The 14097-nt window shown below is 42.1% G+C and carries 10 protein-coding genes and 1 tRNA gene; 6 read left to right on the forward strand and 5 right to left on the reverse strand.

Annotated features, from left to right (window positions below):
* Window positions 1-8 precede the first annotated feature (8 nt).
* Window positions 9-80, reverse strand: a tRNA-Gly gene (locus LEP1GSC060_RS00645).
* 62 nt (window positions 81-142) lie between these two features.
* Entirely contained in the window at window positions 143-784 is a 642-nt protein-coding gene (locus LEP1GSC060_RS00650) for an arylesterase (protein ID WP_036094961.1), read from the reverse strand.
* 61 nt (window positions 785-845) lie between these two features.
* On the opposite strand from LEP1GSC060_RS00650, the gene LEP1GSC060_RS00655 reads away from it, so the two are divergent.
* The 3 genes from LEP1GSC060_RS00655 to LEP1GSC060_RS00665 all read left to right on the forward strand — a co-directional run bounded on the left by LEP1GSC060_RS00655 (window position 846) and on the right by LEP1GSC060_RS00665 (window position 4571).
* Window positions 846-2588 carry a glycoside hydrolase family 3 protein gene (locus LEP1GSC060_RS00655; RefSeq protein ID WP_002993749.1) on the forward strand — a complete coding sequence of 581 codons (1743 nt, stop codon included), beginning with the start codon at window positions 846-848 and terminating at the stop codon, window positions 2586-2588.
* A complete protein-coding gene (gene hemW / locus LEP1GSC060_RS00660; RefSeq protein ID WP_002993712.1) occupies window positions 2585-3751 on the forward strand; it encodes a radical SAM family heme chaperone HemW in 1167 nt (388 codons plus the stop codon). Before LEP1GSC060_RS00655 ends, hemW begins: the two co-directional genes overlap by 4 nt.
* Before the next feature lie 415 nt (window positions 3752-4166).
* Window positions 4167-4571, forward strand: coding sequence for an acyl-CoA thioesterase (locus LEP1GSC060_RS00665; RefSeq protein WP_002993648.1), 405 nt, complete (start codon window positions 4167-4169; stop codon window positions 4569-4571).
* 117 nt (window positions 4572-4688) lie between these two features.
* Here LEP1GSC060_RS00665 and ilvN read toward each other — a convergent pair whose 3' ends face one another.
* Together ilvN and ilvB are read right to left on the reverse strand one after the other, a co-directional pair.
* The gene (ilvN, locus tag LEP1GSC060_RS00670; RefSeq protein ID WP_002993701.1) at window positions 4689-5174 is read right to left on the reverse strand and encodes an acetolactate synthase small subunit; all 486 of its coding nucleotides are present in this window, start codon (window positions 5172-5174) and stop codon (window positions 4689-4691) included.
* Entirely contained in the window at window positions 5171-6880 is a 1710-nt protein-coding gene (gene ilvB, locus LEP1GSC060_RS00675) for a biosynthetic-type acetolactate synthase large subunit (RefSeq protein WP_002993681.1), read from the reverse strand. The genes ilvN and ilvB overlap by 4 nt, the downstream gene beginning before the upstream one ends.
* A gap of 447 nt (window positions 6881-7327) precedes the next feature.
* Between ilvB and LEP1GSC060_RS00680 the strand changes: the two genes are divergently transcribed.
* The 3 genes from LEP1GSC060_RS00680 (at window position 7328) to LEP1GSC060_RS00690 (ending at window position 11779) form a co-directional block, all read left to right on the forward strand.
* Entirely contained in the window at window positions 7328-8437 is a 1110-nt protein-coding gene (locus LEP1GSC060_RS00680; protein ID WP_002993741.1) for a tetratricopeptide repeat protein, read from the forward strand.
* A 456-nt stretch (window positions 8438-8893) separates the two neighbouring features.
* On the forward strand, window positions 8894-11428 hold the full coding sequence (locus LEP1GSC060_RS00685) for a methyl-accepting chemotaxis protein (RefSeq protein WP_002993739.1): 2535 nt from the start codon (window positions 8894-8896) through the stop codon (window positions 11426-11428).
* 81 nt (window positions 11429-11509) lie between these two features.
* Window positions 11510-11779 (forward strand): hypothetical protein, encoded by a 270-nt coding sequence (locus LEP1GSC060_RS00690; RefSeq protein ID WP_002993672.1) that lies wholly within the window; start codon window positions 11510-11512, stop codon window positions 11777-11779.
* Between the two features lie 153 nt (window positions 11780-11932).
* Here LEP1GSC060_RS00690 and LEP1GSC060_RS00695 read toward each other — a convergent pair whose 3' ends face one another.
* A complete protein-coding gene (locus tag LEP1GSC060_RS00695; protein WP_002993748.1) occupies window positions 11933-13936 on the reverse strand; it encodes a hypothetical protein in 2004 nt (667 codons plus the stop codon).
* Window positions 13937-14097: the final 161 nt, after the last annotated feature.

Consider the following 14097-nt stretch of genomic DNA (forward strand, 5'->3'; position numbering starts at 1 on the left):
AAAGAAAAAGCGGGAAACGGGATTCGAACCCGCGACCCCCTCCTTGGCAAGGAGGTGCTCTACCACTGAGCTATTCCCGCGATCATTCAGGTTGATCCATAATTTTCGGTAAAAGTCCGGTGTAAACTCACTTTTTGGAGAATCATCTTTTCCTCAAAATTTTTTGGATAAAGGGAAAAAGATTTTGAGCGAGAATACGATGTCCTTGTGAAGTCGGATGAATTCCGTCTTTCTGATTGAGCTTTTGAATTCCCGCGACTCCATCCAAAAAAAACGGAACCAAAGGAATGTTTTCTTCCTTTGCTATTTTCGGAAAAATGGATTCGAATTCTTTTCTATATTTTTTTCCGAGATTGGGAAACGTTTTCATACCGAGGAGAAGAATCTTTACCTTCGGATTTTTCTTTCTCACTCTAGTGATAATCTCTTTCAAATTTTTTTCGGTTTGATCGGGCGATATTCCTCTCATCGAATCGTTCGCTCCTAACTCTAAAACGAACAGATCAAAACCTCCGGACATCGCCCACTCCAAACGAGCCAAACCTCCCGAAGTGGTGTCCCCGCTCATACCGGCGTTGATCGCCTTCACTTGAACTCCTTTCTCGGAGAATTGGTTTTCGAGAACGGAAGGAAACGCTTCGTCGGTAGAAGCCAGTCCCAGTCCGGCCGTAAGACTGTCTCCGAAAAAAAGAATCCGGATCTCGTTCGAATCCGCGTAAATCGAAGTGTAAGAAGTGAAAAAGGATGAACTGAAAAGAAGAATTAAAATCTTGAATAGAAACATAAGGATCGCCGCCCCGGAATTTGTTTTTACAGAATTCAAGGTTTTCCTATTCTGTCAAACTATGATCCGACGTTTTCTTTTTGTGTTCCTACTTCTTTTGAGTTTCCTCACCGTACTTTACTACGTCAGTTCTTACCAACAAGAACTGCAAGCCGACGGCTTGGATCGATACTTGGAATTCCAAGCGAAAGAGATCGTGGATCGGATGAGTCCCGATGAGTTAACGGGTCAAGTCATCCATGTGGCGATCCCCGGTAAAACCTTGGACGAAACGGCGGAAAAAGAAATCGAAGAGATCCTTCCGGGAGGAATCATTCTTTTCGGAATGAACCTCGGCTCCAAACAAGAAATCTCGAAACTCAATCTCGAATTACAAAAGAAAAGTATGGAATTTTCCAAACTGCCTCTTTTGATTTCGGTGGACCAGGAGGGCGGAAGGGTTCTCCGAGTCAGGGACGGAGTCACTCAGTTTCCGGGGGCAATGGCGCTTGGTCAGACCAAAAACGCGGACTACGCTTATAAAGTCGGTTTTGTAACTTCTTATCAACTCCGAAAACTAGGACTCAATTTCGTTTTTGCTCCCGACTTGGATATCAACAACAACCCCGATAATCCGGTCATCAACACTCGTTCTATGGGAAGTACTCCCGAGATGGTTTCCACGGCGGGAATCGGATACGAAAAAGGCGCACGGGTCGGTGGAGCAATTCCTACGATCAAACATTTTCCGGGACACGGAGATACGAACGTGGACAGTCACCTCGGACTTCCAAAAATCGATAAGACCTTGGAAGAGTTGGAAAGAATGGAACTCATTCCATTTCAAGAATCCATCAAACAAGGAGCGGAAGTTGTGATGAGCGCGCATATCGTATATCCGAAATTGGATCCGAATTTTCCCGCCACTCTTTCCTCAAAAATTCTCACCGGTATTTTAAGAGAGAGAATGGGATTTAAAGGAGTGATCATCACCGACGCGATGGAAATGGACGCGATCGACCAACATTATAAGGATAACAATCCGGGAGTACTTGCGATTTTAGCGGGAGCGGATATACTTCTAATGACGAGCTGGGGAAAAACGACCCGCGAAATGAAAAATCAAATTTTGACCGCATACAAAAAAGGAATCTTTCAAAAAGAAGAAAGAGATCTTTTAAAGGAAGCCGCATACAGACAAATTCTTTTAAAACTCAAACACGGAATCCTCTACGAATTCTCCTCTAAAAAATCGGAAGCGAAAGAGAAACTTTCCGATCTCGAACAAAAAGAAATCGCTTTCTTTCAAGACCAACTCGCACAAAGAGAAAAAACTTTTTTAGAAATTTTTTCACCGACTCTAAACGCGGAAATTTCCAGAGCTACGATCGTGTCTTTTCCCTCTTCTTTCCATCCGAGTTCCGTAAAAACGGAAGAAACGATCTTTGCGGTTCGCGGAATTGAATTTGAAACCGTATTAGCGGAAAAGAATATTCCAAACGTAAACTCGGGCAAAATTCCAACGTTGGTTAAGACGGACAAATTCAAACGCATCGTGGTAAACACCTTCAGTCAATTGGAAATGGATCTCGCGGCGGGGTTGGCAAAACGTCATTCCGACTTGGAAGTCGTAGCCCTTCACTACGGAACCCCATTCTTAAAATTGAATACGATTTCGAATCTAAAAATCCTATTCTCATTCTCTCCGACTTTGGAATCCAAAAAAGCGCTCTTGTATTCCGTGTTGGAAAGAACTTCCCCCATTCCGGTCGTGGATCTGATCTTAAAAGGTTCCAACGATAAAACCGCTTCCAAACAACCATGAAAATCGATTCCGGAAATCCGGTCGTTAAGACGGGAGTTCCGGGAATTTACGTTCATTATCCCTATTGCATTCAAAAATGTGAATATTGTGATTTTTATTCCGTAGGAAACGGAAAAAATCCAATCCCCGACGAAACAAAACTTTTTCAAAGATACAAGGAAGAAATCGATCGAAGGATTTCCGACAATTCTCCGATCCAAAGTTTGGAATTCGATACGATCTTTTTCGGAGGGGGAACCCCTTCCCGAGCCGACGTTTCCCAAATCGCGGATCTTATCGAATTTTTGAAAAAGAACATTGCAATTTCTGAATATTCCGAAATTACGATGGAGTGTAATCCGGAGGATATTACTCCCGATTTTCTTAAATCGATTACGCAGGCCGGAATCAACCGAATTTCGGTGGGAATCCAGAGTTTTCATCCTGAAAAGCTGCGGTTTTTAGGAAGACATTACGATCCGAACCGTTACGAAAACGTTTTGGAAACCGTAAAAAATTCCGGAATTTCCAATTTTTCCGCGGACCTCATCTACGGAATTCCGGGGCAAACGATAGACGAAATCCTAAACGACATCGTACGCGTTTTATCTGCGGGCGGAAAACATATCAGCCTCTACGCCCTTACCGTGGAAAAAGGAACGGAATATTCAAGAAAGGTAATGGATAAAATCGCCCCCTCTCCTGCGGAAAAGATCCAAGAGGAAATCTTAAAACTTTTACCCGATTTACTTTCTCCGTATGAAATGTTTCAATACGAGGTAAGTAATTTCTCAAAACCGGGCTTTTTCTCCAGGCATAACCTCAAATACTGGACGATGGAATATTATTTGGGAATCGGACCCGGAGCGCACGGCTTTCTTCCTGCGGGAAGATATTCCAATTCGAGAAATATCGAAAGTTACAAAAGAAAAGATTTTTCCGTAGAATACGTGGAACCGGATCTTTACGAGGAATTGATTTTGTCCTTATTCCGTTTGTTTCGACCGATTTCTATGGAAAGTTTTTATGAACTGATTCCCGAAAAGAAAAAAGTTTTAGACCGATATCTAAAACGAATTCAGGAATCGGGAATCTGCGAATTTTCAAACGGAATTTTTCAGTGGAAACCGGAATCGGTCTTATTCTTAGATTCCCAAATTTTAGAATTAGCCTCCTTATCATAACCAACCCCACAAGTTGGCTTCGAGCGGTAAGATTTTAGGGTTCAGAGGACAGAGATTTTTCAGTCAAATTTGTCCCCGGAACAATTAAAAAAAACCGATCGAAACGGGTCGGAGCCGCAAAATCGCAGCGTTTTTCGATAAACCCGGCAAAAATACATAAAAAATCATTTCACCTAATATTTCGATCTTTGAACACATACAGGTAATATTCAAAAATAATTGTATACAATTTTCAATATATATCAGATCCATAATCAATACCGTATAACAGGCAAAAATGAAACATACTGTTTTGTACTCAAACCATTAACATTCGACAAAAAACTTCTCAAAAAAATAAATGGAACGATTTTAGAAGCAAATTTAAGGCAGGACGCTTTTTATTCCAAGCAGTTAGACGAAAGGGAAAATACAAATGATAAAGAACACGAAGATTCACCTCTTTGAAATTTCCATTGCAGATCATCATTGTGACGGAAGCGGAAGTTTAAATCTCGAAAACGCTCAATCCTTCCTGGACGAAGCGAGAACCAAGGCGTTGAGAGAAATCGAACTGAATTCCGCAAGCTCCGATTTGGCTCATATCGAACCGATTGTCCTTTGGTCGGAAAGCGATTACAGAGATCGGATCCACTTTCCGGATTCGATTTTAGTTCAGACCGAATTTAGGACGATTACGAATGCACGTTACAGGATCATTCAGAAATTGATCCGTAAATCGGATCGCAAGGTTGTTTGTAATTCGAATTCATTTTGTATTCTTTTTGATTCCAATCGAAAAAGACCTTGGAAACAATCGGTTTCTTTGAGGGCGGTTTAAAACTCTGCGGACAGAATGAAGAAAGAATTCTACTGATTCGGAACGAATTTTAAAATTATAAGGCTCCGTTACAAATTCAAAACTTTCGGCCTGAACGAAATGGAACGTATTTTAGGATTACGATCCGATACTTCTGTATCGAATTGCAATTTGCCCGGTGCGTACAATTTCTTCGATTCCGTACTTGGACATGATTTCTACGATCGCATTCACTTTACGGGAGTTTCCGGAATATTCTATCGTTAAAGAAGAATGTGTTAAATCGGCGATCTTCGCATCGAACACTTCGCATACGGAAAGTATTTCCGTTCTCGTAATCTCCGTAAGTTTGACCACGAGAAGAACCAATTCCCTACTCACACAATCGTGATACGCAAGGTCTTCCACTTCCAAAACGTCCGGAAGTTTCAAAAGTTGCCTCTTGACCTGATCAACCGTGGACTCGTCCCCTTTTACTACGATCACCATACTTGAAATTTCGGGATTTACGGTAACACCGACCGCGATCGAATCTATATTATAACTTCTGCGAGTAAATAAACCGGAAACATGACTCATGACTCCCGGATGATTGTTTACCAGAATTTTTAGAATGTGTTTCATACGTTTTTCAATCCGGCTAAATCCTTAAATTCGATCATTTCCTTTTGAGATTTTCCGGCGGGAATCATCGGAAATACTTTTTCTTCCGCCGGTATGACCACTTCTAAAAAAACGGCTCCGTCGTCCTTCGTGAAAAATTCGATCGCTTTGTCGATTTCCGACTTATCCGAAATCTTCATAGCGGGAATCGAATACGCTTCCGAGAGTTTGACAAAGTCCGGATTGAAATCCCATTCGGATTGGGAAAATCTTTCTTCGTAAAATAGTTCCTGCCATTGGCGAACCATTCCGAGAAAATTATTGTTGAACAAGAGAATTTTCACTCCCAGTTTGTTCGCCGCTATCGTTGCCAATTCTTGAATATTCATCTGAATGGATCCGTCGCCCGAAATACAAATCGTCATCTTATCCGGCCTTCCGAATTTCGCTCCGATCGCCGCAGGGAGTCCGTAACCCATGGTTCCCAAACCTCCGGACGTAAGCCAGTTGTTCGGTTCGTCAAAGAGATAATACTGAGCGGCCCACATTTGATGTTGTCCGACGTCCGTGGAAACGATCGCCTTACCTTGGGTTTTTTTATAAAGACGTTCCAAAAAATCCTGAGGTTTGATCGAATTTCCGGAATTGTCGAAATCCAAAGGATGATCTTTTTTTAAACCTTGGAGATAGGAAATCCAGGAAGTCCGCTCCCGCTTTTTTACGAAAGGTAGGATGGCGCTTAACGCGTCCTTCAAATCCCCGTGCAACAGATAATCCACCGGAATTCGTTTGTTGAATTCGGCCGTATCGATATCGATATGGGCTCGAACCGCTTTTTCCGCAAACTCTCCGATTTTTGCAACTCGGTCGTCGAATCTGGCGCCCAGATTGAGTATATAATCACATTCTAATACGGCTTTGTTGGCGGTTGCGGTACCGTGCATCCCGAGCATCCCCACGCTTAAGGGATGTGTTCCCGGAAAAGAACCGAGTCCCATCAGAGTCATAGCGACCGGAATTCCGGCCTTGGTGGCGAGTTCGAAAATTTCCTTGGAAGCGCCCGCATTGATCGCACCTCCTCCGACATACAAAAGAGGTCTTTCGGCTCGATTGATCGCTTCCGCAAATTCTTCCGGATTCCCGCCGACTTTCGGTTTTTGATAATGATGAGGGGCGATTTTCAATCGGCTCGCCTTTCTTACGTTAGTCGGCGCCGTCTGAACGTCCTTAGGAAAATCCAGTAGAACGGGTCCGGGACGACCGCCTAACGCAATTAAGGTGGCTTCTTCGAAATGCCTTGCGATATCGTCCGCAGACTTGATCAGTGCGTTGTACTTCGTGATAGGAATTGTGATTCCGAAAATATCGGCTTCTTGAAAAGCGTCCGTACCGATCACATTGGTTGCAACCTGTCCGGTGATCGCGAGTATGGGAACCGAATCCATCTTCGCATCGGTAAGTCCCGTTACTAAGTTTGTCGCCCCCGGTCCCGATGTTGCGATACACACTCCGAGTTTTCCGGTGGCTCTCGCATATCCCTCGGCCATGTGAACGGCTCCCTGTTCGTGTCTTACGAGGATATGTTTGATTTTTTTGCTTTTGTAAATCTCGTCGTAAAAGGGAAGAATGGCTCCACCGGGGTATCCGAAAACGATATCCACTCCGTATTCTTCCAGAAGTTCCACCATCAGTCTGGCGCCCGTTATTCTTCCTGATTCTGCGGACATGATTCCTCCCTTTAACGTCCATAAAGATACCGGAAAGGTTACTGTCAAGAGGAACCGATTTTGAAAGTTCGCTTACGGGAAAAAGACGTTTTTAGAACGTTTAAGTAACTCGGAAAGACGAATGGCCGAGACGATATTGACTACGGTTTTTCATTGGAAACCGGCCTACTTCTTTCGACCTGAATCCATCGAATAAAATTACCGTTGCTATTTAATTAAACATTTTTATAAAAAACGAAAATGGAAATTTTTTTCCAAAATCCAATAGACAAAAGGGGTTAATTTCCGGCCCCAATTACTTTTTATTTAGAGAATGTAGTCGCACGTTCTTATTTTCTTTACAGAATATTTGTACTTCAAAAGAATATTCAGTGAATTTCCTGCGTCAAAAATAATAATGCGAATTCTAAATTTGGAAGAAAACAAACTTTAAAAAGAGAGAAGCAAATGGAAAATCCTAACGTTGAAAAAGAAGAAGAGGATAAACAATTCGCAATTATCAAAGGTCTCGCGAAGGAAGCTTACAAACTTTTAGACTCTCACCAGTTCCCGAAAGCGGAAGCGAAGTTGAAAGAACTTCTGGAAAAAGATCCGCACAATACTTACGGACTGGTAGGTATGGGAGATCTGCATTTCAAGAAAAAAGATTATAAAAACGCGATCGAATATTATCATAAATGCATCCAGGAAGATCCTTCCAATAAATTTTCCTTGATGGGATTGATGAACTGTTATCGCGAGATGAATATTCTTTCCAAAGTGATCGAGGTCGCGGAAGAATACAGACATATTACCATCACGGACGCCTCGATCCTCAGCCGAGTGGCCGACGCGCACCGAAAGCTGAAAAATTTTAAAGAATCGGAAATTTATTATATGCAGGCTCTTCAAATCAATCCTAAAGATCAGTACGTGATCGTGGGATTGGGACATCTCTACTTCGCATGTCAAAAATATAAGGATGCGATTCATTGGTGGGAAAAACTGCTTTTGATTCAACCGGATAATATTAAAATTCTCACGGAAATCGGGAACTCCTACCGTAAAATCAAGGATTACGACGAGGCGATCCAATACTACCACAGAGCCGCCGAACTCGATAGAAAGAACTTTTTTGCGTTATACGGTCTTGCGGAGAGTTACCGAGGTAAAAAGGATTTTCATAAGGCCAATCAGTATTGGGAAAGGATTCTCGAATTCGACCCGGACAATAAACTCATCATCAACCGTTACGCGGACAGTTTAAGAGGTATGGGTGAATTTGACAAAGCGCTGGAATGTTTTAACCGAATTCTGGCCGAAGGGGAAGATTACTTCGCGCTTTTAGGAAAGGCATCGTCTCTCAAACTCATCGGGAAAAGGGATAAGGCCGAAGAAATTTACCTCGACTTACACAAGAAGTTTCCGATGGACCCAAGGCCCCTTCTCGAACTCTCGGATCTCTACGTTGAAATCAACAAACCCACCGAAGCGATTCGATTACTTGAGGAATTTCAAAAAAAACAACCTCTCAACGAAGAAATCAAACATAAACTGGAAAGCATTCGAGGCGAATAACGTTTCCGAGAGGAAAAATCTTTCCTCGCCGGACAACTCAAGTCCGGATAACGCCAAGATCACTCCACGTTTCCTTTGTAATATGTATCCATCTCAGAAACTCTCTACTTCGTCTTGAAACGAAATTTCGGAAAGTTATAGGCCGTTTTGAGATAAGCTCACAAAATCAAATCTTAATTTTCAAGAATATATTACATATTCTGAAAGTATCTTTCATCACTAAAGCGATCTTAAACAAACATATCGGAGCTTCCCTTTAAACTTAAGAACTCGCTATCGAATTTTTTGAAATTCTTTCCGCCTCCCTATCTCCAGAGCGATAGATCATTAAATGAAGACTAACGTTATATTTTACGTAATTTTTTACTTTATCCTTGTGTTAATAAACGTAAAAATCTAAATTTTACACGGGAAATACGTCAAGCTCGCATAACGTATTACCTCGGAACAAACAATATGAACGGCAACAGTACAAATTCGATTCGTAAATTTATCTTTCATTTCATTTTGATTACCGAGGTCGTAGGTTTCACTCTCGCTGTCGGTGTGGCGATTTTATTTTACAAAACGTTTTTGGAAATGGATCCCGATCAACTTCAAATCGCGATCCGTATCACTTTAGCGACCGCGGTTTTTACTCTTGCGTTCGCCGCTTTTTCGGATATGCGGAGGTTGGCGCCCATTCAAAAATATCTTTTTATCGTCGAAAAAGGAATTATCGATCAGGAAATTTCCTTAAACGCGCAGAGATCCGTATTTCGCCTTCCCCTTTTTCATTCGATCGAAATCGCTTTTCGAATTTTAATCACCGCTTCCGTCGTCATCGCCATTCTAAGTCGATTTGCCGTTTTAGACACGGCCGATTATTACAATCTGGGTGCGATTACGCTTATCATGTCTCTTTTCGTAGGAGTGTATACGTTCTTAGTCACCGAAAAATTGACTTCCGATCTGATCGGGTCCGGTGTGTTCGACAACGTAGAAGTTTCATCTTTGGTGAAGAGTCGCCTAACGCGTTCTCTCACGATAACCTTTATCTTTATCGTGTCCATTCTTGCAATCGCGGTTTCCAGTCTTGTGTTCAAGCTCAACTATTCGGCAATTCGGAAATCGTATTTCAATCAGATGATCAACATGAACCATACTCTAAACATTTTCACGGAATCGATATTTGAGGAGGTTCGATCGGACGCGGAAAAACTGAAAAACAATCCTTTACTTCTTTCTTCAATCGAAAACGGCAAAACCGACGAAACTCGGAAATTTTTAGAAACGCTCCTGGATCGTTCTCCCAAGTACGAGTCCATTTCGCTTATCAAATCGGAGAATCAATCTTGGGAAGTTTTTGTAGGCGCCGGAACTCTTTCCAACAATCGAGATCTCAAAAATTTTCAACTTCCCTCCGAAGACATTATTTTAGAAACGATTTCAAGAAAAAAGATGTTCTTAAGCGAGTCGGCCCTTTCTCCCGTTTCAAACACTCCCGTTGTTTTGGTTTTGGAAACGATTTCGGAAAATACAAACGTCTACATCGCCTATTCCCTCAAAATAGCGGATCTTACAAACAAACTAATCGGCTCCATTCGGATCGGAAAATCGGGTTATACAGGTCTTTTGGATCGAAACGAAGTGATCATCAATCACATTAACCCTTCTTTCAATCTGAAAAATTTGAAAAGCTTTTCGTTTTATCAGCAAGTGAAAGATTATCGGAACCACGTTCCGATTCGTTATCTTTTTAACGAAAAATATAAATATATGATTCTCAATCAGAATCGAAAATACGATTTTATCACGTTCACTTCGATCGAAAACGAGGAAATCGCGGGAGAAGCGATCGTCTGCGTTTACGCGATGGTCGGAATTTCCTTTGTGGGTCTTTTTTTTATTGGATTTTTGATCCATCTCATTCTTAGAAAAAGAATCCTTCCTTTGGAAGAAAGTAAAAACGTTTTGGAAGCCATGGCGGAAGGAGACCTTACGAAAGGACTCAAGGTTCTTTCGATGGATGAAATCGGCGAGATGGCCGTTTCCATCAATTCGTTTAACAAAAAAGTGAAAAAGATTTTGAATAAGATCGTAAACGCGTCCGAAAATCTTGCGGACTCCTCCGATGAAATGTCCAAGGCAACGGACTTCATATCCGAAAACGCACAAAACCAAGCTTCTTCTTCGGAAGAAATTTCCGCTTCGATCGAGGAGATTTCCGCCGGTATGGACGGAATGGAAAACCAAACGAAGGAACAAGTAGTCTTATTGAATCAACTCGCTCTGGATATGAATCAATTTTCAAGTTCCATTCACGCTACTTCTCACAATTTGGAAAAAACGATGTCCGATGTGGAAAAGATCGCCGAAGACGCTAAAAAGGGCGGGAATTCTTTGGAACTGACCAATCATTCGATTAACAAGATCAGCCATAGTTCGGAGGATATCTCGGGAGTTATCGAAATCATCAACACGATCTCGGAACAGATTCATCTCCTGGCGTTAAACACCGCGATCGAAGCCGCGCGGGCCGGAAGCGCCGGAAAGGGTTTTGCGGTTGTCGCCGATGAAATTTCAAAACTCGCGGATAAAACCACGACCAGCGTCAAAAACATCGAACATATCATTCAGAACAACGAAACCGAGATCGGCGTCGGAATTAAAAACATCACCGATACCGTAAAACTCATCTCGGGAATCATCCAAGGAATTTCCGAAATCGATCAACAGATGAAAGTAGTGAATCGGTTTATGGAAAATCAACTTTCCAAAAACGAACAGATGAATCTTACCGCAAAACAAGTGAAAGGTAGAGCCGACGTGATTCAAGTTGCGGTCTGCGAACATAAAACCGCGATCGAAGAAATCTCAAAGACGATCACTACGATCAACGAACTCAACCAATCTTCCGCGGCGTCCTCGGAGGAAGTTAGCGCCAGATCGATCGACTTAGCGAAATTGGCGGAAGAGTTAAAACACGAAGTGGAATTTTTTAAACTTTAAGAAATCATACGGCGCGTTATCTCTCTCCGATCGTTTGCAAAAACCCTTGATTTTTCCCCCCTTCCTTTTAATTTGCACTTTATGGAATGGGAAAAGATACTCAGAGACTCCGTTAAAGACAATAAGATCAAGGAGTTACATCTTAGAAAAGTCCCCACTCTCAAAACTTGCGACGATTGGAGTAAGGTTCGGGAGATAGGTCTCATCGATCATAAAACCAAGTACGCACATTACAAAGGCGGATTGGTTAAATACGGAGAAGCCCTCTTTTTCGTAACGGACGAGAGACTTCAAGCAATTGCACCCTATCGCAAATGGGAATTCAAAACCAAAATCAAAGTGGAAGAATAATTCTCTCAGTCCGTTTTTAAACTTTTTTATCTCGAATATCGGAACCTGTCTCAAAAAACTCGAAACGTCTCACTTCCTGGATGCCGATCCATAGAGAGGCGCTGCTTTTGTTTCCAGGACAGGGTTTACGTATAACAACGATCAGGTTCGCCGTCAGCGAATCAGATTGACGATCAGATTTAATTTTTCGGAAACGGTAATCACGTCCTGCACTCTGTTTTTATCCACAAGAACGGCCGTCGGACCGATTTCATCCAAAACGATTTTTTTTCCTTTAATCTGCCCGAGTAGTAGTTCCATCGTATTTTGATCTTTCGTACGAACCAAAACGCAATCTTCCGTGACATCGACTACGGGTAAATTTCCGCCCCAATCTTCCAATAAAAAGAGAAGGTTTTGCGCGAGATCGGCCTTGCTGGAACTTTTCAAAAAGTCGACGAACTCGGCGGGTCTATACCCGAGAAGAATCCCCAATTGAAAGGCTTCCTTGGTCAGAACGAACGTATAAACACGATCGTAATCCTTCAGTTCCGTAAACGCCTTGAGAAGATGAAGACCGTAAATCGAAACCCGATCCGGAAATGCGATGATCGTAAAGTCCGGGTTGATCGTAATCCCACCCTTCTCCGTCTTGTGAGAAAGTTCTCCGGTTTGAAAGAAGTATTCTCCCAACTTGGAAAGCGCGAGAAAACGATTGGGATATTCAATTTCCAAAAGTCCGAACAGATGCAGATAAAAAATGACGCTCATGATTTCCTTACGCAGTTCGGCAAGGTCGGACTGAAAATTTTTCGTCCTAAATCCGGGAGAAAGTATCATATGTTCCCGAATGATATTGGAAAAAATCACCGATAGATGAATCCGTTTCGCTTTGATAATGAGACTCACACATTTATCCAGGATCGGTTTGTCATAAAAAGGCATTTCGGTCGCGATAAAAACTTCCGCGGGCACGACTCTCTTCGTCCGAGCTTCGTTGACCTCGTGTACGACGAGTTTCATGATTTCGAAAATATCTCTTCCGTTGAACTCGCTCACTTCCTCTTTCAGAACGATATTTTCGCCTTTGATGTCCACGAGGTTCAAAAGTTTCAACACCGGAAGTATGAGTTCCATCTGATAGATCTGACTTTTTTCCGGAAAAATTCCTATATCCGGATTGAGAAGTTCCTGCTCCGTCCTTTTGTGATCGGCTTGTTTTACCTTTCCCGACTTTGCGAGAACCAATCCCTTGCGACTGATGTAAGAAATTAATTTTTTCGTATTGAGAAAAAAATCGAGGTCGTTCGTCGCGAGTTTTTCAGTCCTTTGTTTGGTGCCTTTTTTGACGGAAGGTAAAATCGGATGTGTCTGAACGTATTTTAAGATTTCATCGGGAATGACAAACACACGAACGAATTTTTCGTCCACAAAACAAACGTCTACGACAAGCCCCTTTGCGATCAGAGCGGGAACGATCTGTTCGTACTTTCCGCGACTGGTTACGATGTAACTGCGGATGTCCTCCGCCTCGGAAACGCCGCCGCTTAAATAAATTCTTACGAGTGTGTCCCTTTCCAAATCGGCGAGAGACTGAAGATTTAGATCGATTCCTTCTTCGGAAGATGCGATGGAATAAAACTTTTTCATTCCGTCGAGTTGTTTCGGAGTCTTAACCGCCGCTTTCCACTCTTCGGAAATTTCGGTCGTTTTTTTACGATCGAGATATTTTTCCAGGGAGATCTTATATTTATCCCCTTTGAGATTTTGTTCGAGAGGAACCAGATCTGCGATTTCCTCAAACGCATGATATTTATCTAAATTATTAGTAAGACGTTCCCGATTTTTTCTCTGATATACGAGTTGGTACTTTCGAAGAAGGTTCAGTTCCATCTCCACGTTGATCGGAGGGATGTTTACTTTTCTCGAAATTTCCCCGAGAGTGAGTACATTCTTATTTTTAAGAATACTCGTATAGATCGTAACCTGAAGTTGAGTGAGTTTTTCAAGAACTCCTTTGAGATAAAAATCGTCCTGAAAAATTTCGTAGAGATGCGCTACGTTTTTATTTTTTTCTTTATAAGGAAGTTTTGTAAGGTTCCAAAGAGTCCCGACTTTCTTCAGGTCGTTCTGTTCTAGTTTGTCGAGTTCCTGAAGTAATACTGAATCGTTACTCATAAGAGAAGATACGCCGGGAAGGAGTATTTTATGTAGCCATATTCAGAATTTGCGCTCGTTCGTAAACAAAAAAGCGGTTTTGCCTCCTATACAATTTAGGGAATTCCTTCGTTTTTTACGGAGCCTTTCTGTTCTTGTCATTTGAATCGAAGTTCAAAATC

The organism is Leptospira weilii serovar Ranarum str. ICFT, from assembly GCF_000332415.1.
In the GTDB taxonomy this organism is placed as follows: domain Bacteria; phylum Spirochaetota; class Leptospiria; order Leptospirales; family Leptospiraceae; genus Leptospira; species Leptospira weilii_A.

Bases quoted from the DNA above. Each gene is read 5' to 3' on its own strand.
- LEP1GSC060_RS00650 (WP_036094961.1), bottom strand. From the start codon at position 784: ATGTTTCTATTCAAGATTTTAATTCTTCTTTTCAGTTCATCCTTTTTC.
- LEP1GSC060_RS00655 (WP_002993749.1), top strand. From the start codon at position 846: ATGATCCGACGTTTTCTTTTTGTGTTCCTACTTCTTTTGAGTTTCCTC.
- hemW (WP_002993712.1), top strand. From the start codon at position 2,585: ATGAAAATCGATTCCGGAAATCCGGTCGTTAAGACGGGAGTTCCGGGA.
- LEP1GSC060_RS00665 (WP_002993648.1), top strand. From the start codon at position 4,167: ATGATAAAGAACACGAAGATTCACCTCTTTGAAATTTCCATTGCAGAT.
- ilvN (WP_002993701.1), bottom strand. From the start codon at position 5,174: ATGAAACACATTCTAAAAATTCTGGTAAACAATCATCCGGGAGTCATG.
- ilvB (WP_002993681.1), bottom strand. From the start codon at position 6,880: ATGTCCGCAGAATCAGGAAGAATAACGGGCGCCAGACTGATGGTGGAA.
- LEP1GSC060_RS00680 (WP_002993741.1), top strand. From the start codon at position 7,328: ATGGAAAATCCTAACGTTGAAAAAGAAGAAGAGGATAAACAATTCGCA.
- LEP1GSC060_RS00685 (WP_002993739.1), top strand. From the start codon at position 8,894: ATGAACGGCAACAGTACAAATTCGATTCGTAAATTTATCTTTCATTTC.
- LEP1GSC060_RS00690 (WP_002993672.1), top strand. From the start codon at position 11,510: ATGGAATGGGAAAAGATACTCAGAGACTCCGTTAAAGACAATAAGATC.
- LEP1GSC060_RS00695 (WP_002993748.1), bottom strand. From the start codon at position 13,936: ATGAGTAACGATTCAGTATTACTTCAGGAACTCGACAAACTAGAACAG.